Source organism: Pseudomonas sp. GW822-FHT02E03, assembly GCF_058802325.1.
On sequence record NZ_JBXAOA010000003.1, the window covers coordinates 173,008 to 196,320 of the forward strand.

Below are 23,313 nucleotides of genomic sequence, written 5' to 3' on the forward strand. Positions count from 1 at the left end.
CGCGAGCAGGCTCGCTCCCACACTGGATCCGGGTCGATCACAATTTTGTGGCCAACCGAAAAACCTGTGGGAGCGGGCTTGCCCGCGATGGCGGTCTATCAGGTGACATGGATGTTGAATGTGCCGACCTCATCGCGGGCAAGCCCGCTCCCACAGGGTTAGATGTCGATTCACATTCTGGGGGGCAACCTCCAATACCTGTGGGAGCGGGCTTGCCCGCGATGGCGGTCTGTCAGGTGACAGGAATGTTGAATGTGCCGCCCTCATCGCGAGCAAGCCCGCTCCCACAGGGTTCGGTGTGTACTTATAAATAGTTGGAGCATCAAATGTCCTCCTCACCCCAACCCACCTGGCCGGACCAGCACACAGCCTGCCTCGCCCTGGCCTTCGACCTCGATGGCCCGACCGGCGATGCCATGCTCAATGGCTCGATCTGGCGTAAACCCGAGTATTTCGGTTTCGGTGGTTATGGCCCCTATCGGGCGCTGCCGCGGATTCTCGATTTACTGGATGAGTTCCGGATCCCGACCACGTTTTTCGTCCCGGCCTGGGTCGTGGAGAACTGGCCGAAACAGTGCCAGGCAATCGTCGAGCGCGGGCATGAGGTCGCTTACCACGGTTACAAACACGAATCCTTTTACGCCCTGACGCTGGATCAGCAAAAGGACGTGATGCACAAATCCCGCGAGGTGTTCTGGAAGCATCTGAACATCCGCGCCGAAGGTTTTCGCACTCCGTCCGGCGACTGGCGAGCCGAAACGCCGGCCATGCTGGTGGAAGCCGGCGTGACTTATTCCAGCAGCATGCGCGGCGATGATCGGCCATATCTGGTCAACGTGCCGGGCTTCGATACGCCACTGGTGGAAATCCCCGGCCGCTGGGAAATGGACGACTACGCCTCCCTCGCCTACACCCGCGCGCCGGACTTTCCGTCGGGACTGGATCGCACCGCCAGCTACGCGCTGACCCTCGATAACTGGTGCCGCGAATTCGACGGTGCCATGGATGAAGGGTTGTGCCTGACCACCCTGTTCCATCCCAAGATCACCGGCAAACCGGGGCGCATCCTGCTTCTGGAAAAACTCTTCGAACACATGCGCCAACGCGACGACGTCTGGTTCGCCACCTGCCGCGACGTCGCCCACTGGTGGCTGAAGGAGCATCACCATGGCTGATTCCATCGTCTGGCCCAACGGCTACCGCTGCGCCGTGGTGCTGACCGTCGATTACAACGACATCCACGGCATCCTTACCCAGGCGCCGGAAGTCGCCGGGCGCGACAAGACTTTGTCGGTGTGGCGCTACGGCACCCAACGCGGTGTCGAGCGTTTGCTCAAGCTTTTCGAAGAACTGGGTGTTTCCAGCACTTGGTGCATTCCCGGCATCGTCGCCGAGGAAAACCCGCAGCACATCCGAGCGATCCAGGCTGGCGGGCATGAGATTGCCTGCGCCGGGTATCGCCATCAGAACTACGACAAGCTGACGCTGGCCGAGCAAAGCGCCGAGGTCGCCAAGGGTTGCGCGACATTGAGCGCGTTGACCGGTCAGCGTCCGACAGGCTTTCGCATCCCCGCCGGCAACGGTGCGCCGGGTTTCATCGAGGCGTTAAGGGAGCATGGCATCCGCTGGGACTCGTCATGGCGCGGCGATGATTTGCCCTTCGCTCACCCGACGGCACCCGAAGTGATCGAGCTGCCGTTGCACTACGAACTGGAAGACGAACCCTACTTCGCCTTCAACCTCAGCCCGGCGGTGCCGCCGGCGCAATCTCGGATCGCTTCCTACAGCCATACCCTGGGCAATCTGCAAATGGACTTCGCCGGGTTTCACCGGTTCGGGCTGTGTTACGTGCTGCGGCTGCACCCGGAAATCATCGCCACGCCCGGGCGGATCGGCGTGTTGCGCGAATTGCTGCAAAGCATTCAACAACACGATGACGTATGGATCGCCACCGGTGCCGAGGTCGCTCAATGGTGGGCTGAATCGGCAGCGCCCGTGGCCGAGGATCATCCGGCGACCGTGTACGAACGTCATTATCGGGATTACGGCGTATGAAAGATCAAGAGATCGCAGCCTTCGGCAGCGCCTACGATGGGGTGATGCGGATGGAGCGGTTGGCACAGTTTTGTGTGGATACTTGTTTTGAAGATTTACCACCCGCGTTGGTTGCGCAAGCCAGGCGACACATCCTCGACACCTTTGGCGTAACCCTGGCCGGGGCTGGCAGTGATGTGGCGAAGCAGGCGCGTCAGGTTTTCGAGGGTGAGACTGGCAGCACGTTGGTCTGGGGCACCGGTCAGCGCGTCGGCGCAGCGCAGGCCGCCATGCTCAACGGCATCGCCGCACATGCCCTGGAGTTGGACGACACCGGCGGCTGCGATCACTCCGGCGCGGTGGTGCTGCCGGCGGTGATGGCTGCGCTCTCGATGTCGGAGCTATCGGTTTCTGAAGCGTCAGTAAACGGCCGCGAATTGATCACCGCCGTGGTGATCGGCTACGAAATCGGCCGCCGGGTGCTTGAAGCCTGCGGCAGTTATTCGGCCCACAACGGCGCCGGTTGGCACTCCACCGCGACGTGCGGGGTGTTTGGCGCAGCGGCGGCCAGTGCACGGATGCTGGGTCTGGATGCACAGCAAACCCTGGCGGCGCTGGGCATTGCCGGCAGCTTCAGCGGCGGTCTTTGGGCGTTCATTCATGACGGCTCGCAAAGCAAAAAACTCCACAGCGGTCGGGCCGCCGAAGGTGGATTGCTGGCGGCGCGATTTGCGCAACAAGGCATCACCGGGCCGACAAAACTGTTCGATGATGTCTGGGGCGGTTTTCTCAAGACCCTCGCGGCGGATACCGCCGTGCCCGAGGCGCTGGATGCCGAACTGGGCCACGTGTGGAAACTTGCCCGCTGCTCGATCAAACCCTACGCGGCATGCCGGGGGACGCATTCGGCGATCGATGCATTGGGCCTGTTGCTGGATCAATTGCAGGTCAGTGCGGATCAGGTCGAGAGCGTTCAGGTGTCGTTGTGCGGATTTCTTCAGGACATGTGTGGCGGTCAGGACATCAATACCCTGCCGGCGGCGCAAATGAGCCTGCGCTATGCCCTCGCCGCCCGGCTGGTCCATGGGCATTGCCTGTTGGAAGCCTACGACGATGAACAGCGCCACCACCCGCGAATTGCTCACTGGATGTCGCGTATTCACCTTGAAGTCGACCCGCTACTGTCGGAGGATGGCGAGCCTGTGGTCAGCCTGCAGACCGTGGACGGTCGGCACGCGAGCCTGTGCGTTGAGGTGCCACTGGGTGCGCCAGGGAATCCGCTGAGTGATGAGGCGCTGGAGGAGAAGTTCTGCAGTCTGGCTGGGCGGGTTATACCGCAGGAGCAGGCGAAAGGCTTGCTTGAGCAGTTGTGGCGGCTGGATGAGCTGGAATCGGTTCGGGCGCTTGATCGGTGGCTGAGTTGAGTATGGCGTTGTCTGTGCGGGCCTCATCGCGGGCAAGCCCGCTCCCACAGGATCTAGGTGATCCCTGTGGGAGCGGGCTTGCCCGCGATTAGCAGCAACTCGGTATCGCGTCGAACACCACAAAATCTAAAATAAGGACATTTGCCCCACCGTGGCCACTTACTCCCTCGTTATTCGCCGCTTGATGATCGTTTCGCTGACCATCGTCGTCAGCCGCGCCATTACCAGCCCGTTGCTCACCCTGTTTCTGAGCAACAAACTCGGCCTCAACCAACAGGACGTCGGCCTGTTGTTGGGCATCGCGGTGTTCATCGCCACCCTGCTCGCGCTTTACGGCGGTTACATCATCGACCGCCTCGAAAAACGTCGGCTGCTGATTCTGACCATGCTCTCCAGCGCCATCGGTTTCGTGTTGCTGACCTTCGCCGAAAACCTCTACCTGACCACCGCCACCCTGGTGATCACCGAAACTGCCTCGGCGCTGTTCCTGATCGGGTCCAAGGCGATCCTCAGCGAAAACCTGCCCGTGGGCCAGCGCGCCAAGGCCTTTTCGCTGCGCTACACCCTGACCAACATCGGCTACGCCACCGGCCCGATGCTCGGTGTGGTGATCGCCGGGGTGCAGCCGCTGGCGCCGTTCCTGATCGCCGGCGGCATCGCGTTCTTCAGTATTTTCCTGATGAGCGGGATTCCCAAAGACCCGGCCCAGACACCTGCCATCGGCCAGCCCCAGAGTTTTCTCAAAACCCTGATCACCCTGAAGAACGACCGCACGCTGATCATGTTCACCTGTGGCTGCCTGCTCAGCACCGTGGTGCACGGTCGTTTCACCCTGTACCTGTCGCAATACCTGCTGGTCACCCAAGACACCAAACGTGCCCTGGAAACCATGGCTGCCCTGCTCGCCTGCAACGCCATCAGCGTGATCCTGCTGCAATATCAGATCGGACGGTTCCTCAAACGCGAACAACTGCGTTACTGGATTGCTGGCGGCACCAGCCTGTTCATCCTCGGGTTGATCGGTTTCAGCCTGGCTGACAGCCTGGTGAGCTGGTGCGTGGCGATGTTCATCTTCACGCTTGGCGAAATGATCATTTACCCGGCCGAATTTCTGTTCGTCGACACCCTGGCCCCGGAAGAACTGCGCGGCAGCTACTACGGCGCACAGAATCTCGCGGCCCTCGGTGGTGCGCTGAGCCCGGTAATCTGTGGCTATCTGCTGCTGCACACGCCCGCGCCCACCATGTTTTATGCACTGAGTGCGTTGACGGCAATGGGCGGTTTACTGTGCTTCATGAGCGGTCGGCGCGTGGCAATACTGCAAAAATAATGCACTGAAGCAGCATTAATATGAATTTGTCAGCATAAGGAATGATCGGCACACTGTGCGGCGTTCCTCCCCCAATAGTTGGAACCACTTCAAGGGCTTTCTGGGTATCCCAGCTAAGCCTTTTTTTTGCCTGGATTTTTATACGGACCGTTTGCCTCATGTTCGCTCGCTGGTTACCTGCTGCCATCAATACCCGCCCTTCAGAATGGAGCCGCGCCGCCATCGGCATGTCACTGGGCACGATGTTCAGCGTCTGGCTCTGCAGTCAGGTATTCGGCATGCAAGTGGCGCTGCATCTGATCGGGCCACTGGGCGCCTCGGCGGTGCTGTTGTTCGCCGTGTCCTCGGGCGCGCTTGCCCAGCCGTGGTCGATTCTTGGCGGTTACTTGAGTGCCGGGGTGGTCTCGTTGCTGGTCGCTCACGTACTCGGACGCACCCTCGGCAGCGCGTGCCTCGCAGCGGGCATGGCGCTGATTCTGATGTGTTGGTTACGTTGCTTGCACCCACCGGCCGGTGCCTTGGCGTTGCTGATGGTGGTGGCAGACCCGGCGACCATCGCCCTGGAGTGGAAAGCCCTCGGCCCGGTGATGCTCAGTGCCTCGACGATGCTGCTTAGCGCATTGGCGTACAACAATCTGACGCGCATTCGTTACCCAAAACGTCCCGCTGAACCGGCGCCGATGATGCCCGTACCCGACAGCCAGGCGATCACTGCCGCGGATCTGAAACTGGCCCTCGCCGACATGGAGGCCTTCTACGACGTCACCCCTGAAGACCTCGAGCAGTTGATCCATGCCAGCGAGTTGCATGCAAGGCGCCGTAGCATCGGTGAAGTGCTGAGCGGCAGAGCCTGACACCTTGTAGCAGCTGCCGAGCCTGCGAGGCTGCGTTCGGCGGCGAAGCCGTCGTGAAGTCAGGCTATGCGGTGTTTCAGGAGAACCGCGTATACAGGATTGACGACTGCTTCGCAGCCGAACGCAGCCTCGCAGGCTCGGCAGCTGCTACAGATCGCATTTCGCCACAGGGTTCACTATGCAGCAGACTGCTGCCGCGCCGGCACTGCCACACTCACCGCGCGCACCGACGACCCGGCACTCAACCCCAACGTTTTCGCCGTCTGCGCATCGACAATCAACGTACCAGCGGCAACGCGTGCGGGAGCAGCGGTAATCCGGCATTCGGCAAACTGGCGGTTGTGGATCAGGTACGTCGCCGCCTGCTCTCCTGGCGTGCCGATGCTCAGTTGCAGCACCTGACTGTCGCGCACCGCGCGGATGTCGCCAGTTGCGCATTCGATCAGCGGCCCGCCGTCAAAGATATCGATGTAATCCCGATGCTCGAACCCTTCTGCCTTGAGCATGCCCAGTGCCGGTTCGGTGTTGGGGTGCACGCGACCGATGACCGCTCGCGCTGCCTCGGGCAACAGGCAAGTCGGCAGCGGAAACTTGGGCATCAGTTCGGCGATGAAGGTTTTGTTGCCAAGGCCCGTGAGGTAGTCGGCGTCAGCGAAATTCATCTTGAAGAAGTGCCGCCCCAGGCCTTCCCAGAACGGTGATACACCCTCTTCATCCGAATAACCGCGCATCTCCGCGATTACCTTGTCACCGAAGTGCTGACGAAATTCCGCCAGAAACAAGAAGCGCGCCTTCGACAACAAACGACCGTTCAGACCGCTGCGGTGATCGGCATGCAAAAACAGCGAGCACAGCTCCGAGTGGCCGGTCATGTCATTGCCCAGGAACAACGTCGGCAGTTGCTGATTGATCCCGAGGTTTTTCGACGCGGCGACAAACAGGCCCAGCCGATAGTTGTACCAAGGCTCACGCATACCGACGGCACCTGCCAACGCGCAGATACCGACCGCTTCTTGCTGGTCGTTCTCCAGCACAAACAGGTAGTCGGCATCGCCGCGCTCGGCCTCGCCTGCAAAGGTTTTCGCCGCCCATTCCAGACGCTGGGTCAAACGCGCCGCATCGGCCGGCAAGGTGGTCAAACCGGTTCCGGCGCTATGGGCCAGGGCTAACAGTGCCGGCAAATCTGCCGGTGTTGCAGGACGGACGATCATCACACTTGCTCCTGGGCAGGTTTGGACTGACGTTTAGATTGACGTTTAGATAGAAAGACTTCGGCCAACATGCAGCGAGCGCTGCCGCCGCCGATGCGTTCGATGGTGTCGATGTTCACCGGCAGCGGCGTGGTGTGGGCTTCGATCAAACGGCGCTGATCGGCATCCAGCGATTGCCAGGCGGTGCGCGACATCACCAGCAAGGGTTCGCCCGCAGCGTTGTGGACTTCCAGCATGTTGCCGGCGAACGATTCCAGCTGCGCCCAGTCCAGCGCGATCACCTTTTTGCCGCTGTCTTCCAGACGTTTACGCAGGGCTAGGCGTTCGCCCGGATGAGTGACGGAGGCCAGGCACGCGATGGCCAGCTGGGTGCCGACACTCATCATCACGTTGGTGTGATAGATCGCCACGCCCTGACGGTCCACCGCATTAAAGGCACACAGCTCGTAACCCAAATGGTCGACCAGTTGATCCAGCGCCCGAGCGTGGGTGCGGGTGGAATAGCCGGCGTAACAAACCCGCTGCTGCCGGTCCAGTACCATGCTGCCGGTGCCTTCGAGGAACACTTCCTGCTGTTCCAGGCTGGACAGGTCCAGCAACTGCTCGACGCGGTATTCGTCCCGCAGCCAGTCGAGCACGCCTTTGTCGCGCTCCAGGCGCCGGTTATGGCCCTGCATCGGGTACAGCACCAACGTGCCGTCAGGGTGGCTGCTCCACCAGTTGTTGGGAAAGATCGAATCGGGGGTATGCGGGGCTTCGAGGTCGTTATGCACCAGCACTTCGACGCCGTGGCTGCGCAGCGCGGCGACGTAGCCGTCGAACTCTTGCAAGGCCTTGAGCTGCACGTCCTCGGACACATCGGCCGGGCGCTGGAAACGGTTGTTCGCCGCCGTGTCCTGATTGAACGAGAAACGTGTCGGGCGAATCATCAAAACGGTATTGGTGGTTTGCATGGGCACAGATTCAATGAGGGTTGAGAGGTGCTCATTGTCTGTTTCGGCGGCGGAAAAACCCGGTTGATAAGGGCTTGGCGGGTGATGGAAATGGCTGAAAATCCGGGATCGTTCAGCCGATTCGGCGAGGGGTGAAAAGCAAAAGATCGCAGCCTTCGACAGCTCCTACGGGATCGGTGTTCATACCCGAAATTGCGGTGAACACGGTCCACGTAGGAGCTGCCGAAGGCTGCGATCTTTTGATCTTGATCTTGCGTGTGCAGGCTATTCCATCGTGGTCTTGACCATCGCCAGTTCCGGATGGCTGACCAGTTTGTCGATGTGCAACTCCGGGTCGTCGAACCAGACTTCAGTCAGCACCCGATAATGCTCCATGTCCCGGCAACGCATGCGCAGGCTGTAGTCGAACGCGCCGCTGATCAAGCGGCATTCCAGCACCTGCGGACAACCGCGAACCTTGGCCTCAAAAGCCTTTTGCGCCGCCCGCCCGCTCTGGTTCGACAGCGCAACCAACACCAGCAGCGACAGGCCCGGCGTCAGTTTTTTTTCGTCGAGAATAGCCCCGTAGCCACGGATAACCCCGAGCTGTTCGAGCTTGCGCACCCGCTCCAGGCACGGCCTGGGCGTGAGGTGTACGCGCTCGGAAAGCTTTTGATAAGTGATGCGCCCTTCGTGGCGCAGCACTTCGATAATGGCCTGATCGATACGATCAAGCACAATCGACAGATCGCGGATATCCGCCATGTACGTCTTGCCTCACTTCAAACGACCCGATAGGAATTGCTGTAAACGTTCACTCTCTGGCCGGTCAAGGATGGTTGCATCACCTTGCTCCTCGACCCGCCCCTGATGCAAGAACAACACCTGGCTGGACACTTGCCGGGCAAAGCCCATTTCGTGGGTCACCATCAACATGGTCCGGCCTTCTTCAGCCAGCGCCTGAATCACCTTCAACACCTCGCCCACCAATTCCGGATCGAGGGCCGAGGTCGGCTCGTCGAACAACAGTATCTCTGGTTCCACGGCCAACGCCCGGGCAATCGCCACACGCTGTTGCTGCCCGCCGGACAGAAACGCCGGGTACTGATCGGCCACCCGTTGCGGTAAACCGACCTTGTCCAGATACGCCCGTGCGCTCTCTTCGGCGGCCTTGCGGCTGACACCCAGCACCCGACACGGCGCCAGTATGATGTTTTCCAGTACGGTCAGATGGCTCCACAAATTGAAATGCTGGAACACCATCGCCAGGCGTGTGCGCAAACGCTGCAACTGTGCCGGGTTGGCGACTCGCATGCCACCCGCGCCCGGGCGAGTGATGACTCGCTCACCGTCCAGCACAATGGCACCCTCGTCCGCCCGCTCCAGAAAGTTGATGCAGCGCAACATGGTGCTTTTACCCGAACCGCTGGCACCGATCATGCTCACCACATCGCCGGCCCGTGCGTTCAACGAGACGCCTTTAAGCACTTCATTGTCACCAAAACGTTTGTACAGATTTTCAACCGTGAGTTTGTACATGCGTAAGTCTCCAGCAGCGCCTGCTTCGGCGCTGCTCTGGATGAAAAGAGGAATTAGTGCGCCGGCCCGAGGAAGCTCAACCAGCGCTTCTCCGCCAGGCGAAACGCGCCGACCAAACCGAACGACAGCGCGAGGTACAGCAGGCCGGCAATGCCGAAGGCCTGAAAAGTCATGAAGGTCGCGGCATTGGCGTCCCGGGCGACTTTGAGAATGTCGGGAATGGTTGCGGTGAATGCCACCGACGTGGCGTGCAACATCAGGATCACTTCGTTGCTGTAATACGGCAGCGCCCGGCGCAATGCCGAAGGCAGGATCAGCCGCAGGTACAGGCGCCAGCCGCTCAAGCCATAGGCATGGGCCGCCTCGATCTCACCGTAGGGAATGCTGCGAATCGCCCCGGCGAAGATTTCCACGGTGTAGGCGCAGGTGTTGAGCGTGAACGCCAGCAAGGTGCAGTTCATCGCATCGCGAAAGAACGCTTCGAGCAGCGGTTGCGAGCGGACCACGGCGATGCCGTAGATCCCGCTGTAGCAAATCAGCAACTGGATATACAGCGGCGTGCCACGAAACACATAAGTAAACAGCTGAACCGGCCAGCGCAGCAGGCCCCAGCGCGAAGTGCGCATGATCGCCAATGGCAACGACAGGAAGAACCCCATCACGATGCTCGCCACCAACAGCCACAAAGTCATCGCCAATCCGGTGAGGCTGTAGCCGTCGCTGAACAGAAAGGGCTTCCAGTATTCGGCAATCAACTCGATCATCGCGCCATCCCCCGTACGCCTTGGTTATAACGCCGCTCGAGCACTCGCAGTACGTAGTTCGACGCGCTGGTGATCAGCAGGTACAGCGCCCCCGCCAGGAGCAGGAAGTCGAGCATGTTAAACGTGCTTTTACCGGCCTCCTGCGCCACCTTGACCAGGTCCGACAAACCGATGATCGACACCAGCGCCGTGGCCTTGAGCAGCACCAGCCAGTTGTTGCCCAGGCTCGGCAAGGCGAACCGCATCATTTGCGGGAACACCACGAAACGAAAACGCTGCCAGCGGTTCAGCCCAAAGCTGGCGGCGGCTTCCTGTTGGCCGCGCGGCACGCTCAGGATCGCCCCGCGAAAGGTCTCGGTGAAGTACGCGCCGTAAATAAAACCGAGGGTGACGACGCCGGCCACAAAGGGGTCGATCTCCATGTAAGGCCAGTCCATGGCTTCGGTCAGGCTGCTCAGCCAGCCCTGCAGGCTGTAGAAAATCAGCAGCATCAGCACCAGGTCCGGCACCCCGCGAATCAGCGTTGTGTAGAAGGTCGCAGGCAGGTTCAACAGTTTCAGCGGCGACAGCTTGGCCGCCGCGCCGAGCAGCCCCAGCGCCATGCTTACCAGCAGCGACAGCGCCGACAATTTTAGGGTGACCCAGGTGCCATGCAGCAACAAAGGGCCATAGCCTTGCAGGGACGAAAGATCGACCCCGATCAGATTCAGGAAGGAATTCACGCCAGTCACCTGTCTTGAGGCGCCCGCTTGCAAGCGCTGCGCCTGTTACCAGGGCGCAGCGCTCGGGGCGCGAGGATCAGTTGTTGTAGAGGTCCAGATCGCCGAAGTGCTTCTGCTGGATCTGTGCGTAGATGCCCTTTTCATGCAGAGCCTTGATGGCGGCATTGAGCATGCCTTTGAGCTCTTCGTTGTCCTTGCGGATGCCGATGGCGATTTCCGATGGCACCAATGGGTCGCTGATGCCTTCGCTGTTCTGGAAGTCCGCCCCTTGGGGAGACGTCAGAAAGCTCATCTGTGCTTGCAGCTTGTCCTGGATCGACGCATCGAGACGCCCGAAAACCAGGTCGGCGTAGACCTGATCCTGATTCTGATAAGCGCGCAGTTTCACCCCGCCCGGCCCCAGTTTGGCCTTGGCGTAGGTTTCCTGAATCGTGCCCTGCATGTAACCGATGGTTTTGCCCCGCAGCGATTCGGCGGTGGGCAACAAGCCGGAATCCTTGCGGGTGACGATGGCGGTCGGCCCGGCATACAGGCGATCGGTGAAGTCGATCTGTTTTTTGCGCGCGTCGGTGACAGTCATCGAGGATTCGATGGCGTCGAACTTGCCCGCCTTCAGGGCCGGGATCAACCCGTCGAAGTCATTGCTGACCCACACGCACTTCAACTTCAGCTCGGCACAGATTGCATTGCCCAAGTCCACGCCAAACCCCTGCACGCCGCCATCGGCGGTGGTGGATTCAAAAGGCGGGTAACTGGGGTTGACGCCGAATCGCAGCTCTTTCCACTCTTTGGCGCTGGCTCCGGTGGAGCAGCACAGCAAAGCCAATGCCGGTAAGGTCAGCCATTTGATGTTCATCTTCTAGAGTCCCGGATTATTTGGATTTATCGCGGCTTGGCGCCTGCGCCGCACCACACTTTTTGACAGGGGCAGAGAGTCGATGCGGCATTCACCGCAGCCGTATTTGTTGTTGTTTTCGACTGGGTCTAATCAGTCGTCGGGGTCAGTCCGTTCCAGGCTCTTGATCGCAAGTGCTTGAAATGGATTGCCAGAATGCCAATTGCCCGGACGGCACGGGTGTCGTAAGTCCCTGTTCAGACAGCTCAAGTGCGCTGAACGAAGGCCTTTAACAGCCGATTCTGTCGTTGATTGGCGGATGGGAGTAAAGATCAGAGGAAAGATCAAAAGATCGCAGCCTTCGGCAGCTCCTACATTGACCGCGTCCACCGCGATTTTCGGTATGAACACCAATCCCGTAGGAGCTGCCGCAGGCTGCGATCTTTTGATCTTGCTCTAAGGTAAAAATGCAGACGGGACCTGCACATATCCCGGTTGTACATCACAAATTTGCACTGATACGATCCAGCATCGCTCGCGCGCGAGCTTCTCTAGAAAGAACAATAAAAGCAGGGAGTTAGTGATGACTGCTCAGGTTTCATCCCCGACAACACAGCCCATGGATGCCACGCAAAACGAAGTGTTGGCCGAGGTTCGCAATCACATCGGTCACCTGACCCTCAATCGCCCCGCCGGCCTCAACGCCATTACCCTGGACATGGTTCGCAGCCTGCAACAGCAGCTCGATGCCTGGGCACAGGATCCGCAGGTGCATGCGGTGGTGTTGCGCGGCGCTGGTGAGAAAGCTTTCTGTGCCGGCGGCGATATTCGCTCGCTGTACGACAGTTTCAAAAGCGGCGACACCCTGCACGAAGACTTCTTCGTCGAGGAATACGCCCTCGACCTCGCCATCCATCACTATCGCAAACCGGTCCTGGCCTTGATGGATGGCTTTGTGCTGGGCGGTGGCATGGGGCTGGTGCAAGGCGCCGATTTGCGGGTGGTCACTGAGCGCAGCCGTCTGGCGATGCCGGAAGTGGCCATCGGTTATTTCCCGGATGTCGGCGGCAGCCATTTTCTGCCGCGCGTTCCCGGTGAACTGGGGATTTACCTCGGTGTCAGCGGCGTGCAAATCCGCGCGGCCGATGCGCTCTATTGCGGCCTGGCCGACTGGTACCTGGAAAGCAACAAGCTGGGCACTCTGGACGAGCAACTCGATCAGCTCCAATGGCACGAAACGCCATTGAAGGATCTTCAAGGTCTGCTGGCGAAACTCGCCGTGCAACAACTGCCGGCGGCACCACTAGCGGCATTGCGGCCGGCCATCGATCACTTCTTCGCCCTGCCCGATGTGCCGAGTATGGTGGAACAACTGCGTGCAGTGACCGTCGCCGATAGCCATGAATGGGCCACGGCCACCGCCGACCTGCTGGAAAGCCGTTCACCGCTGGCCATGGGCGTGACCCTGGAAATGCTGCGGCGCGGTCGGCACCTGAGCCTGGAACAGTGCTTCGCCCTCGAACTGCACCTGGATCGCCAGTGGTTCGAACGCGGCGACCTGATCGAAGGCGTGCGCGCCTTGCTGATCGACAAAGACAAGAACCCGCGCTGGAGCCCGCCGACTCTGCAGGCGCTGGACGCCGGGCACGTGGCGAGTTTTTTCACCGGGTTCGACCCAAGCTGGAGCTGAGCCATGCACGATATCGAATTGAGCGAAGAGCAAGTGATGATCCGCGACATGGCCCGGGATTTTGCCCGCGGCGAAATCGCGCCCCATGCACAAGCCTGGGAAAAGGCCGGCTGGATCGATGATGGTCTGGTGGCGAAAATGGGTGAACTGGGTCTGCTGGGCATGGTGGTGCCCGAGGAATGGGGCGGCACTTATGTCGACTACGTCGCCTACGCCTTGGCGGTGGAAGAGATTTCCGCCGGTGACGGCGCCACCGGTGCGCTGATGAGCATCCACAACTCCGTGGGTTGCGGGCCGGTGCTCAACTACGGCACCGAAGAACAGAAACAGCAATGGTTGCCGGACCTCGCCAGCGGCCAGGCCATCGGCTGCTTCTGCCTCACCGAACCCCAGGCCGGGTCCGAAGCGCATAACCTGCGCACCCGCGCCGAATTGCGCGACGGCCAGTGGGTGATCAACGGCGCCAAGCAATTCGTCAGCAATGGCAAACGGGCGAAACTGGCGATTGTGTTTGCCGTGACCGATCCGGAGCTGGGCAAGCGCGGCATTTCGGCGTTCCTGGTGCCGACCGAAACTGCGGGTTTCATTGTCGACCGCAGTGAACACAAGATGGGCATCCGTGCTTCCGATACCTGCGCCGTGACCCTGAACAATTGCACCGTTCCCGAGGCCAATCTGCTGGGCGAACGCGGTAAAGGCCTGGCCATCGCCCTCTCCAACCTCGAAGGCGGCCGCATCGGCATCGCCGCGCAAGCCTTGGGCATCGCCCGCGCAGCGTTCGAAGCGGCGCTCGCTTATGCGCGGGATAGGGTGCAGTTCGACAAGCCGATCATCGAGCACCAAAGCATCGCCAATATGCTGGCCGACATGCACACCCGTCTGAATGCTGCACGTTTGCTGATCCTGCACGCCGCGCGGTTGCGCAGTGCCGGCAAGCCGTGTCTGTCGGAGGCTTCACAGGCCAAGCTGTTTGCATCGGAGATGGCCGAGAAGGTCTGCTCGTCGGCGATACAGATTCATGGCGGGTATGGGTATCTGGAGGATTACCCGGTGGAGCGTTACTACCGGGATGCGCGGATCACGCAGATTTATGAAGGGTCGAGCGAGATACAGCGGATGGTGATTGCCCGGGAGCTCAAGCACTACCTGGTCTAGAGAGTCGCCGCAGACATGATCGTTCCCACGCTCCGTGTGGGAATGCAGCCCGGGACGCTCCGCGTCCCATCAAAAGCCGAACGCGGAGCGTCCGTTGAGGCATTCCCACGCAGAGCGTGGGAACGATCAGTGTGGGTTACTTGCCGACGAACTCCGCCTCCCGCTTGGCAATAAACGCCGCCATCCCTTCTTTCTGATCCTGCGTCGCAAACGCCGCATGGAACACCCGACGCTCAAAACGCACGCCTTCCGACAGGCTGACTTCAAACGCGCGGTTAACGCTTTCCTTGATCATCATCGCAATCGGCAGCGACTTCTTCGCAATCAGCGCCGCGACTTTCAGCGCTTCGTCCACGAGCTCATCCGCCGGCACGATGCGCGCAACGATGCCGCAACGCTCCGCTTCCACCGCATCGATCAAACGCCCGCTCAGGCACATTTCCATGGCCTTGGCCTTGCCCACTGCGCGAGTCAGGCGCTGAGTGCCGCCCATGCCCGGCAGCACGCCGAGGTTGATCTCCGGCTGACCGAATTTGGCGTTGTCGCCCGCCAGAATGAAGTCGCACATCAACGCCAGTTCACAACCACCGCCCAAAGCGAAACCGTTGACCGCGGCGATGATCGGCTTGCGGCGATTGGCCACGCGATCGCTGTCGCTGAACAGGTCATCGAGGTAGATCTGCGGATACGTCAGCTCGGCCATTTCCTTGATGTCGGCACCGGCGGCGAAGGCTTTTTTCGAGCCGGTCAGCACGATGCAACCGATGTTCGAATCGGCTTCCAGGCCATCGAGGGCGTGGTTCAGTTCGCTGACAATTTGCGCATTCAACGCGTTCAACGCTTGCGGACGGTTGAGGGTGATCAGGCCGACGCGGCCGTGGGTTTCCAACAAAATCGTTTCGTAGTTCATAGGTGGATTCCTTCTCAAAGATTGCGCGAAATGACCATGCGCTGAATATCGCTGGTGCCTTCGTAGATCTGGCACACCCGCACGTCGCGGTAGATCCGCTCCAGCGGGAAGTCGTTCAGGTAACCGTAACCGCCAAGGGTTTGCAACGCCGAGGAGCAGACCTTCTCGGCCATTTCCGAAGCGAACAGCTTGGCCATGGACGCCTCGACCAGCGCCGGTTTACCGCTGTCGCGCAATGCCGCCGCGTAATGCACCATCTGCCGGGCCACGGCGATCTGGGTCGCCATGTCTGCCAGCCGGAAGGCTACCGCCTGGTGTTCGATGATCGGCTTGCCGAAGCTCTCGCGTTCACGGGCGTAGTCGCGGGCCGCTTCGAACGCGGCGCGGGCCATGCCCACCGATTGCGAGGCGATGCCGACACGGCCGCCTTCGAGGTTGGCCAGGGCGATCTTGTAGCCTTCGCCCTCCTCGCCCAGTCGATTGGCCACCGGGACTTTCACATCCTCGAAGAGGATCTGGCAGGTATCGGAGGCGTGCTGGCCGAGTTTGTCTTCGACTCGCGCGACTTTATAGCCCGGCGAATCGGTCGGCACGATCAGCGCCGTGATCCCGCGCTTGCCGGCACTCGGGTCAGTCACCGCAAACACAATCACCACCCCGGCGTTTTGCCCTGAGGTGATGAATTGCTTGCAGCCGTTGAGCACGTAGTGATCGCCGTCCAGCCGGGCACGGGTTTTCAGGCTGCTCGCATCGGAGCCCGCTTGCGGTTCGGTCAGGGCAAACGCACCGAGCATTGCGCCGCTAGCGAGAGGCTTGAGGAAGCGTTCTTTCTGATCGTCGTTGCCGAACTTGAGGATCGGCACGCAACCTACCGAGTTGTGCACGCTCATGATGGTCGAGCAGGCGCCATCGCCGGCAGCGATCTCTTCCAGGGCCATGGCGTAGGCCAGGTAACCGGTGTCGCAACCGCCCCACTGCTCCGGCACCAGCATGCCGAAGAAGCCCAGGCCGGCCATCTCGCCAATAGCTTCCTTGGGGAAGCGATGTTCGCGGTCCCATTCGGCGGCGAACGGTTTCAGCCGTTCCTGGGCAAACTGCCGGGCCGCGTCGCTGATCTGAAGTTGTTCGTCATTGGGAATCATGCCAAGTCCTTAAAAATTTGCCTTCGTACAAAATGCCTGTCAGTTGAAACACAGGACCTGTGGGAGCGGGCTTGCCCGCGATAGCGATCTGTCAGGCAACATCCTTGGCGCCTGTAAAACCGTCATCGCGGGCAAGCCCGCTCCCACAAGGATTGGCGTCAGCCCTTAATACAGGCACTCAACAGCCATTGCCGTTGCTTCGCCGCCGCCGATGCAGATCGCTGCAACGCCGCGTTTCAGGCCTTTCTGGCGCAGGGCCGAGAGCAGGGTCACGAGGATCCGCGCACCGGACGCACCAATCGGGTGACCCAACGCGCAGGCACCGCCGTGGACATTGATCTTCTCGTGGGGAATTTCCAGTTTGGTCATGGTCACCAGACTGACCACCGCGAACGCTTCGTTGACTTCGAACAACTCGACTTCGTCCAGCGACCAGCCGGTTTTCTTCATCAGTTTCTTGATCGCGCCTACCGGTGCCACCGGGAACAGCCCCGGCGTGTCGGCAAACGCGGCGTGACCATGAATCACCGCCAGCGGTTTCAGGCCTTGTTTCTCGGCTTCGGAACGGCGCATCAACACCAATGCCGCCGCGCCGTCGGAGATCGAACTAGAGTTCGCCGCCGTCACCGTGCCGCCATCGCGGAACGCCGGTTTCAGCGAGGCGATCTTGTCCAGTTTGGCTTTCGGCGGCTGTTCGTCATGGCTGATCAGCACCTGCTCTTTGCCGACGGTCACGGTGAGCGGCACGATCTCGGCGTTGAAGCTGCCGTCCTTGATCGCCTGTTGAGCGCGGGTGGTCGAAGCAATGGCAAACGCGTCCTGAGCTTCACGGGTAAAGCCGTTGGTTTCAGCGCAATCCTCGGCAAAGGTGCCCATCAGGCGACCCTTGTCGTAGGCATCTTCCAGGCCGTCGAGGAACATGTGATCAAGCACCCGGCCGTGGCCCATGCGGTAACCGCTGCGGGCGCGGTCCAGCAGGAATGGCGCGTTGGACATGCTTTCCATGCCCCCGGCGACGACCACATCGGCACTGCCGGCGATCAGCATGTCGTGGGCCAGAATCGTGGCTTCCATGCCCGAACCACACATCTTGTTCAGTGTCGTGCAACGGGTCGATTTATCCAGTCCGGCGCCCAGTGCCGCTTGCCGCGCCGGCGCCTGCCCGAGACCGGCAGAGAGCACGCAGCCGAACAGCACTTCTTCTACGGATTCAGGAGCAATACCGGCACGCTCAACGGCAGCACGAATCGCCGCGGCGCCCAGCTGCGGTGCGGTCAGGCTTTTCAGTTCGCCCTGGAAACCGCCCATCGGGGTGCGGACGGCGCTGACAATAACAATCGGATCGTTGGAAAGTGTCATGTCTAATCCTCCTTATTTGGCGGCCATGCGCAAGGCACCGTCGAGACGGATCACCTCGCCGTTGAGCATGCTGTTTTCTATGATATGCCTGACCAGCGCGGCGTACTCGCTCGCCTTGCCCAGGCGCGGTGGGAATGGCACGCCAGCGGCCAAGGACTCGCGCACTTCAGGGGTCATTCCGGCCATCATCGGCGTTTCGAAAATGCCTGGTGCGATGGTCATCACGCGGATGCCGAAGCGCGCCAGTTCACGGGCGGCGGGCAAGGTCAGGCTGACGATCGCGCCTTTCGACGCCGAATACGCGGCCTGACCGATCTGGCCGTCGAAGGCTGCGGCCGACGCGGTGTTGATGATCACGCCACGCTCACCGTCTTCGTCAGCTTCGGTTTCGGCAATCGCCGTCGCCGCCAGACGCAGCATGTTGAAGCTGCCGATCAAGTTGACGTTGATCACCTGGCTGAAACTGTCCAGTGCATGAGGACCGTTCTTGCCGAGGATCTTCTCGCCACGCACGATGCCAGCGCAATTGACCAGACCATTGAGGCCGCCAAACGCTTTGACCGTCGCCTGCACCGCCGCTTGCGCAGCCGCTTCATTGCTGATGTCGGCCACCACGCTTTGCGCGCCCAAACGTGCAGCCTGGGCCGCGACGGCTTCAGCGTTCATGTCCACCAGCATCACCTTGGCACCGGCAGCCACCAGCATTTCAGCGGTGGCGGCACCGAGGCCGGACGCGCCGCCGGTGACGAGAAAAACCTTGTTTTCGATCTGCATCATTGTTTCCTTGGATTCAAGCTGAAACGTTCTTCGCGGTGGCCTCTTGAGCCTTGGCGATTTCCTGGTTGCGCAAGATAAAGCGCTGCAATTTGCCGCTTGGGGTTTTCGGCAACTCGCTGACAAATTCAATTTCTCGGGGGTACGCGTGCGCCGCCAGACGCTTGCGCACGTGTTGGCGCAACTCTTCGGCGAGTGCAGGTTCGGCACGGTATTGCGGGCTGAGCACGACGAAGGCTTTGACCAGCTCGGTGCGTTCTGGATCGGGCTTGCCGATCACCGCCGCTTCGACCACCGCCGGGTGTTCGATCAGCGCGCTTTCCACGTCGAACGGGCCAACGCGGTAGCCGGAGGTGGTGATCACATCGTCGCTGCGGCCGACGAAGCTGATGCTGCCGTCCGGGTTCCACTCGACGGTGTCGCCGCTCAGGTAATAGTTGCCGACGAAGGCCTTGGTCGGTGCGCCTTCGTAACCGCCGAACCAGCACATCGGCGACTGGGTCCGGTCGATGGCCAGAATGCCTGGCTGGCCGACGCCCAGTTCTTTGTATTCGTCGTCGAGCACCACGATGCGGTGGCCCGGCGAGGCAAAACCGGCAGCGCCGACGTGTACCGGATGATCGAGGCCGTGGTGATTGCACAACACCATGCCCAGTTCGGTCTGGCCGTAATGGTCGTGGATCACCACGCCAAGGTTATCGGCGAACCAGCGAATCACTTCCGGGTTCAGCGGTTCGCCGGCGCTGCTGACGATGCGCAGCTTGCCCTTGATCGAGCGGGCAAACTCGTCCCCACCGGCAATCAGCAAGCGGTAGGCGGTCGGCGAACCGGTGAGGTTGGTGATCCCGTATTTGTTGATCACCCGGCAGGTGCTTTCGAGGGTGAACGGGCCATCGTAAAAGGTGATCGGATGCCCCATCGCCATGGGCCCGGTGACGCCGAAATAGATGCCGTAGGCCCAGCCCGGATCGGCGACGTTCCAGAATGCGTCTTCAGGGCGCAGGTCCACCGCGTCACGGGTGTAACTCTGGAACGCGACGATCGCTTTGAGCGGCACCGACAGCGCTTTCGACGGGCCCGTGGTGCCCGAGGTGAACATCAACAGGAACGGGTCTTCGCCGGTCAGTAATACCGGTTCGCATTCGGAAGAATAATTGGCCAGTTCGGCCCAGAAACTGAAATCGCCACGCACGATGCCCTGGCCCTTGGGGCCGCCAACGGTGACGATGGTCGGGCAGTCGGCCACTTCAGCGAGTTTCGGGCGATTGACGGCGTCGGTTACTACGACTGCGGCGCCGGAGCTATTGAGGCGATGTTCGATGGCTTTCGGGCCGAAGGCGGTAAACAGCGGCTGATAGACCGCGCCGATGCGCCAGGTGGCGAACACGGTGATCAGTAATTCGATGTTGCGTGGCAAGAGGCCGGCGACTTTATCGCCCTTCTTCACGCCCTGGGCCAGCAGGAAATTGGCAAACCGCGCGGCTTTGTCCTGCAAGTCGCTGAAAGTGTAAGTCGCGCTGGCGCCATCGCGACCTTCCCAGAACAGCGCGATGCGTCCCGGCAAGGCATGCCGGTCGCAACACTCGACGCAGGCATTGAGCGCGCTCAACGACCCTGTGAGCGCGGCATCGACGGTGTGCTGATAATTGAACTGTGACGTAGCAGACAAGTAATCGCGCATTGCCAGAATCCCTGTGTATTTTTATTAGGTTGGGGGAACCGTAAATAACAGGGAAATACTCGCTCTGCGCGGGGAGCGGGACAATGGTCAAAGTTATCAAGTTGTGTGACTGGTTTGGCCAAGGTCACTACCTACCTCGTTCCCACGCTCCGCGTGGGAATGCAGCCCGGGACGCAGAGCGTCCCAGAAGCGGACGCAGAGCGTCCATTGAGGCATTCCCACGCAGAGCGTGGGAACGATCGATCAAATCCGGATTAGTTGGCTTCGTTAAGAATCAAACTCCGATAATGCCCCGGATTAGACCCCGACCACTTGCGAAACGCCTTGTAGAACGAGCTGGTATCGGCAAACCCCAAACGGGTGGCGATTTCGGCGAAGCTGATGGCAGGCTCGGCCAGCCAGACGATGGCCAGTTCCTTGCGCACACTGTCCTTGAGCCCCTGATAGGTCTGGCCCTCTTCAGCCAGGCGCCTACGCAGGGTCGAGGCCGACATGCACAGTTGCTGCGCCAGCGCCTCGGTTTCCGGCCAGTGTTCGGCGGGCAGTTGCCGCAGATCGTGTTTGATCCGACTGGCCAGGCTCTCGGGATCGCGGTACTTGACCAGAATGTTCGCTGGCGCATGGGCGAGGAATCGCTTCAGTTCTTCAGGGCTGCGCTTGATCGGCAAATCCAGGCAGTCAGCCGAGAAAATCATCCGCGTGCGCGGCCGGTCGAACCGCAGGTTCTCGGAGAACATCACCCGGTAGTCGTCACAAAAATCCGGCGCCGGGCAACGCAACTCGATGGCCAGGATCGGAATCCGCCGCCCTGCCAGCCAGCAGGCAACGCCGTGCACGATCATCCAGTAAGTGAAATAGGTGAAGGCGCGACGCGGGTCTTCGTCGTCCTCCAGCAGGACGATTTCCGCCAGGCTTTGCTGACGCACCAGTTGCGCGGGCAGGCGCTCGAGCATCAACGACAGAAAGCTCAGGCCCGAGGTCAGCCCGGCAGCCAGGCTTGGCTGAACCATCGAGCAACGACACAGAAACTCCAGGCTGCCGGACTTGAGCTTGCGCGGGTCCATGCCAAAAAACTCATCGTCCCCGCGCCGTGCCAGCAAGCGCCACAGCCTTGCATAAGCAGTGGCCGGAACACGGGCGTCGCTGGTTTGCAGCAGCGCAGGATCGATGCCGACCTTGTTCAACACCTCTGCGGTGGCAGCGCCCGGGGCACAACTTTGCAACAGCGCTTCACGCACCAGTTGAATGGCGATGGTGTCTTTTTCCGACATTGACCGAGGCAAGCCTTGTTCTTGTTTGAGTGGTGAGCATATTAGCGCAGCCACCCGCCCGGCGCAGATCCCTGTGGGCAGCCTAGATCCCTGTGGGAGCGGGCTTGCTCGCGAAGGCATTATCACCGGCGACACACCTTCGACGCCGGGTTGAACCTCACAAAATCCGATACAACAACCGCTCGATCCGTACCCGACTCACTCGCTTGAGAAACTTGGCAACCCCCGCCGGATAATCCGGCAGCGCTTCCAGATCCTGATACCGCTCGATGCGGCGGGTGTGCTGGAAAATCTCCGTTAGCTCATTGCCACGTGGCTCCAGCAATTCACCTTTCGGATCATCGATCAGCAACGCGTTTTCCAGGTCGAGACGGAATGCACGCGGGTTGAGGTTGTTGCCGGTCAGCAAGGTGTAGCGCTGATCGATCCACATGCCCTTCAGGTGATAGGTGTTGTCGCCATCCTTCCACAAATGCAGGTTCAGCATGCCACTGTCGATGCTGCGCTGATGGCGCTTGGCGAAGCGTCGCAGGCTGATTTCGTAAAGGTATGGCAGCGCCGCGATCACCTTGAACGGCTCGCTCGGTGGAATGTAGAAATCGTTGGCGGTTTTGTCGCCGACGATGATGTCGATCTTCACCCCCCGCGCCAGCGCCCGATTGATTTCCCGGGTCACCGCCAGTGGCAGGTTGAAGTACGGCGTGCAGATGGTCAGCTGATGTTGCGCACTGGCGATCAGCTCGCAAATTACCCGACTCAACGGGTTGTTCTTGCCCACACCGAGCAATGGACTGACCGATAAACCACCCTTCGCCGTGCTGCCCGTCGTGGTGTCGTATGCCGCGTGCTTGAGACGGCTGCGCAAGTCGCCAATGTCGTGACGCAAGCTGCGGGTGGTCGGCAGGTTCGGCAGGTCGAGGCGATGCACCGCTTTGGAGGCGATCAGACCGTGCTGAATCAGGTGCTGCATCGAATCGGCCAGCGCGTGATTCTGCAGCAGGTGATAACGGTCGAAGCGGTACTTGTCGAATTTATGCAGGTAAACATTGTTCAGGCTCGCGCCGCTGTAGAGCACGCAATCGTCGATCACGAAGCCCTTCAGATGCAGTACGCCGAACAGCTCGCGGGTCTGCACCGGCACGCCGTACACCGGCACCACGCTTTCGTGGGTGCGGGTCGTTTCCTGATACCAGGCCGCATTGCCCGGCTGCTTGCCGGCACCGATCAAACCGCGCTGAGCGCGCAACCAGTCCACGACCACCACCACGTCCAGTTCCGGGCGCGCCAGTTTGGCGGCGTGCAGGGCATCGAGGATTTCCTGCCCGGCCTCATCCTGTTGCAGGTACAGCGCGACGATATAGATGCGCCGGGTTGCCTGAGCGATTTGTTCCAGCAGGCAACGACGGAACTCGGCGGCGCCAGAGAGGATGGTGACGGCATCGGCGGTCAGCGGAAAACTGCGCAGTTTAGGCAGCAGAGAGCGTTTGAAAAGCGACGGCATAGGGCTCGCAAAAGGGTCGAATCCGAAGAACCCGAGAGCTTACACCATGGATGGGTTTGGGTCTTGTTACTGTCTGTAATGGCCTCTTCGCGAGCAAGCCCGCTCCCACATTTGAAATGCATTCCCCTGTGGGAGCGGGCTTGCTCGCGAAGGCAATTTTATGGGCGCCAAAAATAACCGCTTGA

The 23,313-nt window shown here is 60.6% G+C and carries 21 protein-coding genes; 7 read left to right on the plus strand and 14 right to left on the minus strand.

Features of this window, described 5'->3' with window-relative positions; all coding sequences use genetic code 11:
- The first annotated feature begins 326 nt into the window (after positions 1 to 326).
- From AC1RQB_RS03870 to AC1RQB_RS03890, 5 genes are all read left to right on the plus strand, one after another.
- Positions 327 to 1,175 (plus strand): polysaccharide deacetylase family protein, encoded by an 849-nt coding sequence (locus AC1RQB_RS03870; RefSeq protein ID WP_063343602.1) that lies wholly within the window; start codon positions 327 to 329, stop codon positions 1,173 to 1,175.
- On the plus strand, positions 1,168 to 2,055 hold the full coding sequence (locus AC1RQB_RS03875; protein ID WP_063343601.1) for a polysaccharide deacetylase family protein: 888 nt from the start codon (positions 1,168 to 1,170) through the stop codon (positions 2,053 to 2,055). Before AC1RQB_RS03870 ends, AC1RQB_RS03875 begins: the two co-directional genes overlap by 8 nt.
- Positions 2,052 to 3,458, plus strand: coding sequence for an MmgE/PrpD family protein (locus tag AC1RQB_RS03880; RefSeq protein WP_241824489.1), 1,407 nt, complete (start codon positions 2,052 to 2,054; stop codon positions 3,456 to 3,458). Before AC1RQB_RS03875 ends, AC1RQB_RS03880 begins: the two co-directional genes overlap by 4 nt.
- A 151-nt stretch (positions 3,459 to 3,609) precedes the next feature.
- Positions 3,610 to 4,788 carry an MFS transporter gene (locus tag AC1RQB_RS03885; RefSeq protein WP_063343600.1) on the plus strand — a complete coding sequence of 393 codons (1,179 nt, stop codon included), beginning with the start codon at positions 3,610 to 3,612 and terminating at the stop codon, positions 4,786 to 4,788.
- 158 nt (positions 4,789 to 4,946) lie between these two features.
- Positions 4,947 to 5,642 carry an HPP family protein gene (locus AC1RQB_RS03890; RefSeq protein ID WP_063343599.1) on the plus strand — a complete coding sequence of 232 codons (696 nt, stop codon included), beginning with the start codon at positions 4,947 to 4,949 and terminating at the stop codon, positions 5,640 to 5,642.
- Between the two features lie 176 nt (positions 5,643 to 5,818).
- Here the strand turns inward: AC1RQB_RS03890 and astA are convergent, their stop codons facing one another.
- The 7 genes from astA to AC1RQB_RS03925 all read right to left on the minus strand — a co-directional run bounded on the left by astA (position 5,819) and on the right by AC1RQB_RS03925 (position 11,666).
- On the minus strand, positions 5,819 to 6,853 hold the full coding sequence (astA, locus tag AC1RQB_RS03895; RefSeq protein ID WP_063343598.1) for an arginine N-succinyltransferase: 1,035 nt from the start codon (positions 6,851 to 6,853) through the stop codon (positions 5,819 to 5,821).
- Positions 6,853 to 7,806, minus strand: a complete 954-nt coding sequence (gene ctlX / locus AC1RQB_RS03900) for a citrulline utilization hydrolase CtlX (RefSeq protein ID WP_063343597.1) — start codon at positions 7,804 to 7,806, stop codon at positions 6,853 to 6,855. Before ctlX ends, astA begins: the two co-directional genes overlap by 1 nt.
- Before the next feature lie 264 nt (positions 7,807 to 8,070).
- The gene (locus tag AC1RQB_RS03905) at positions 8,071 to 8,550 is read right to left on the minus strand and encodes an Lrp/AsnC family transcriptional regulator (protein ID WP_007900194.1); all 480 of its coding nucleotides are present in this window, start codon (positions 8,548 to 8,550) and stop codon (positions 8,071 to 8,073) included.
- 12 nt (positions 8,551 to 8,562) lie between these two features.
- Positions 8,563 to 9,324: an ABC transporter ATP-binding protein gene (locus AC1RQB_RS03910; RefSeq protein WP_008072416.1), complete on the minus strand. Its 762-nt coding sequence runs from the start codon at positions 9,322 to 9,324 to the stop codon at positions 8,563 to 8,565.
- Between the two features lie 53 nt (positions 9,325 to 9,377).
- Entirely contained in the window at positions 9,378 to 10,088 is a 711-nt protein-coding gene (locus AC1RQB_RS03915; protein ID WP_008008584.1) for an ABC transporter permease, read from the minus strand.
- Positions 10,085 to 10,810 (minus strand): ABC transporter permease, encoded by a 726-nt coding sequence (locus AC1RQB_RS03920; protein ID WP_008072415.1) that lies wholly within the window; start codon positions 10,808 to 10,810, stop codon positions 10,085 to 10,087. Before AC1RQB_RS03920 ends, AC1RQB_RS03915 begins: the two co-directional genes overlap by 4 nt.
- 76 nt (positions 10,811 to 10,886) lie before the next feature.
- A complete protein-coding gene (locus AC1RQB_RS03925; protein WP_008072414.1) occupies positions 10,887 to 11,666 on the minus strand; it encodes a transporter substrate-binding domain-containing protein in 780 nt (259 codons plus the stop codon).
- 562 nt (positions 11,667 to 12,228) lie between these two features.
- Here AC1RQB_RS03925 and AC1RQB_RS03930 point away from each other — a divergent pair.
- On the plus strand, positions 12,229 to 13,335 hold the full coding sequence (locus AC1RQB_RS03930; RefSeq protein WP_063343596.1) for an enoyl-CoA hydratase/isomerase family protein: 1,107 nt from the start codon (positions 12,229 to 12,231) through the stop codon (positions 13,333 to 13,335).
- Positions 13,336 to 13,338: 3 nt separating this feature from the next.
- A complete protein-coding gene (locus AC1RQB_RS03935) occupies positions 13,339 to 14,490 on the plus strand; it encodes an acyl-CoA dehydrogenase family protein (protein ID WP_063343595.1) in 1,152 nt (383 codons plus the stop codon).
- A 136-nt stretch (positions 14,491 to 14,626) separates the two neighbouring features.
- Here the strand turns inward: AC1RQB_RS03935 and AC1RQB_RS03940 are convergent, their stop codons facing one another.
- From AC1RQB_RS03940 to pssA, 7 genes are all read right to left on the minus strand, one after another.
- The gene (locus tag AC1RQB_RS03940; RefSeq protein WP_063343594.1) at positions 14,627 to 15,400 is read right to left on the minus strand and encodes an enoyl-CoA hydratase; all 774 of its coding nucleotides are present in this window, start codon (positions 15,398 to 15,400) and stop codon (positions 14,627 to 14,629) included.
- A gap of 14 nt (positions 15,401 to 15,414) precedes the next feature.
- On the minus strand, positions 15,415 to 16,542 hold the full coding sequence (locus tag AC1RQB_RS03945; RefSeq protein ID WP_063343593.1) for an acyl-CoA dehydrogenase: 1,128 nt from the start codon (positions 16,540 to 16,542) through the stop codon (positions 15,415 to 15,417).
- Positions 16,543 to 16,707: 165 nt separating this feature from the next.
- Positions 16,708 to 17,901 (minus strand): acetyl-CoA C-acyltransferase, encoded by a 1,194-nt coding sequence (locus AC1RQB_RS03950; RefSeq protein ID WP_063343592.1) that lies wholly within the window; start codon positions 17,899 to 17,901, stop codon positions 16,708 to 16,710.
- Positions 17,902 to 17,913: 12 nt separating this feature from the next.
- Positions 17,914 to 18,675: an SDR family NAD(P)-dependent oxidoreductase gene (locus AC1RQB_RS03955; protein ID WP_063343591.1), complete on the minus strand. Its 762-nt coding sequence runs from the start codon at positions 18,673 to 18,675 to the stop codon at positions 17,914 to 17,916.
- A gap of 16 nt (positions 18,676 to 18,691) precedes the next feature.
- Entirely contained in the window at positions 18,692 to 20,356 is a 1,665-nt protein-coding gene (locus tag AC1RQB_RS03960) for an AMP-binding protein (RefSeq protein WP_050683241.1), read from the minus strand.
- Positions 20,357 to 20,610: 254 nt separating this feature from the next.
- Positions 20,611 to 21,627 carry an AraC family transcriptional regulator gene (locus AC1RQB_RS03965; protein WP_063343590.1) on the minus strand — a complete coding sequence of 339 codons (1,017 nt, stop codon included), beginning with the start codon at positions 21,625 to 21,627 and terminating at the stop codon, positions 20,611 to 20,613.
- A 157-nt stretch (positions 21,628 to 21,784) separates the two neighbouring features.
- Complete coding sequence (gene pssA, locus AC1RQB_RS03970) at positions 21,785 to 23,128, minus strand: CDP-diacylglycerol--serine O-phosphatidyltransferase (protein ID WP_063343589.1); 1,344 nt, start codon at positions 23,126 to 23,128, stop codon at positions 21,785 to 21,787.
- Positions 23,129 to 23,313 lie beyond the last annotated feature (185 nt).

Bases quoted from the DNA above. Each gene is read 5' to 3' on its own strand.
- AC1RQB_RS03925 (WP_008072414.1), bottom strand. From the start codon at position 11,666: ATGAACATCAAATGGCTGACCTTACCGGCATTGGCTTTGCTGTGCTGC.
- AC1RQB_RS03870 (WP_063343602.1), top strand. From the start codon at position 327: ATGTCCTCCTCACCCCAACCCACCTGGCCGGACCAGCACACAGCCTGC.
- AC1RQB_RS03930 (WP_063343596.1), top strand. From the start codon at position 12,229: ATGACTGCTCAGGTTTCATCCCCGACAACACAGCCCATGGATGCCACG.
- AC1RQB_RS03935 (WP_063343595.1), top strand. From the start codon at position 13,339: ATGCACGATATCGAATTGAGCGAAGAGCAAGTGATGATCCGCGACATG.
- AC1RQB_RS03890 (WP_063343599.1), top strand. From the start codon at position 4,947: ATGTTCGCTCGCTGGTTACCTGCTGCCATCAATACCCGCCCTTCAGAA.
- AC1RQB_RS03955 (WP_063343591.1), bottom strand. From the start codon at position 18,675: ATGCAGATCGAAAACAAGGTTTTTCTCGTCACCGGCGGCGCGTCCGGC.
- astA (WP_063343598.1), bottom strand. From the start codon at position 6,853: ATGATCGTCCGTCCTGCAACACCGGCAGATTTGCCGGCACTGTTAGCC.
- AC1RQB_RS03965 (WP_063343590.1), bottom strand. From the start codon at position 21,627: ATGTCGGAAAAAGACACCATCGCCATTCAACTGGTGCGTGAAGCGCTG.
- AC1RQB_RS03875 (WP_063343601.1), top strand. From the start codon at position 1,168: ATGGCTGATTCCATCGTCTGGCCCAACGGCTACCGCTGCGCCGTGGTG.
- AC1RQB_RS03960 (WP_050683241.1), bottom strand. From the start codon at position 20,356: ATGCGCGATTACTTGTCTGCTACGTCACAGTTCAATTATCAGCACACC.
- AC1RQB_RS03940 (WP_063343594.1), bottom strand. From the start codon at position 15,400: ATGAACTACGAAACGATTTTGTTGGAAACCCACGGCCGCGTCGGCCTG.
- AC1RQB_RS03945 (WP_063343593.1), bottom strand. From the start codon at position 16,542: ATGATTCCCAATGACGAACAACTTCAGATCAGCGACGCGGCCCGGCAG.
- pssA (WP_063343589.1), bottom strand. From the start codon at position 23,128: ATGCCGTCGCTTTTCAAACGCTCTCTGCTGCCTAAACTGCGCAGTTTT.
- AC1RQB_RS03950 (WP_063343592.1), bottom strand. From the start codon at position 17,901: ATGACACTTTCCAACGATCCGATTGTTATTGTCAGCGCCGTCCGCACC.
- AC1RQB_RS03880 (WP_241824489.1), top strand. From the start codon at position 2,052: ATGAAAGATCAAGAGATCGCAGCCTTCGGCAGCGCCTACGATGGGGTG.
- AC1RQB_RS03915 (WP_008008584.1), bottom strand. From the start codon at position 10,088: ATGATCGAGTTGATTGCCGAATACTGGAAGCCCTTTCTGTTCAGCGAC.
- AC1RQB_RS03905 (WP_007900194.1), bottom strand. From the start codon at position 8,550: ATGGCGGATATCCGCGATCTGTCGATTGTGCTTGATCGTATCGATCAG.
- ctlX (WP_063343597.1), bottom strand. From the start codon at position 7,806: ATGCAAACCACCAATACCGTTTTGATGATTCGCCCGACACGTTTCTCG.
- AC1RQB_RS03910 (WP_008072416.1), bottom strand. From the start codon at position 9,324: ATGTACAAACTCACGGTTGAAAATCTGTACAAACGTTTTGGTGACAAT.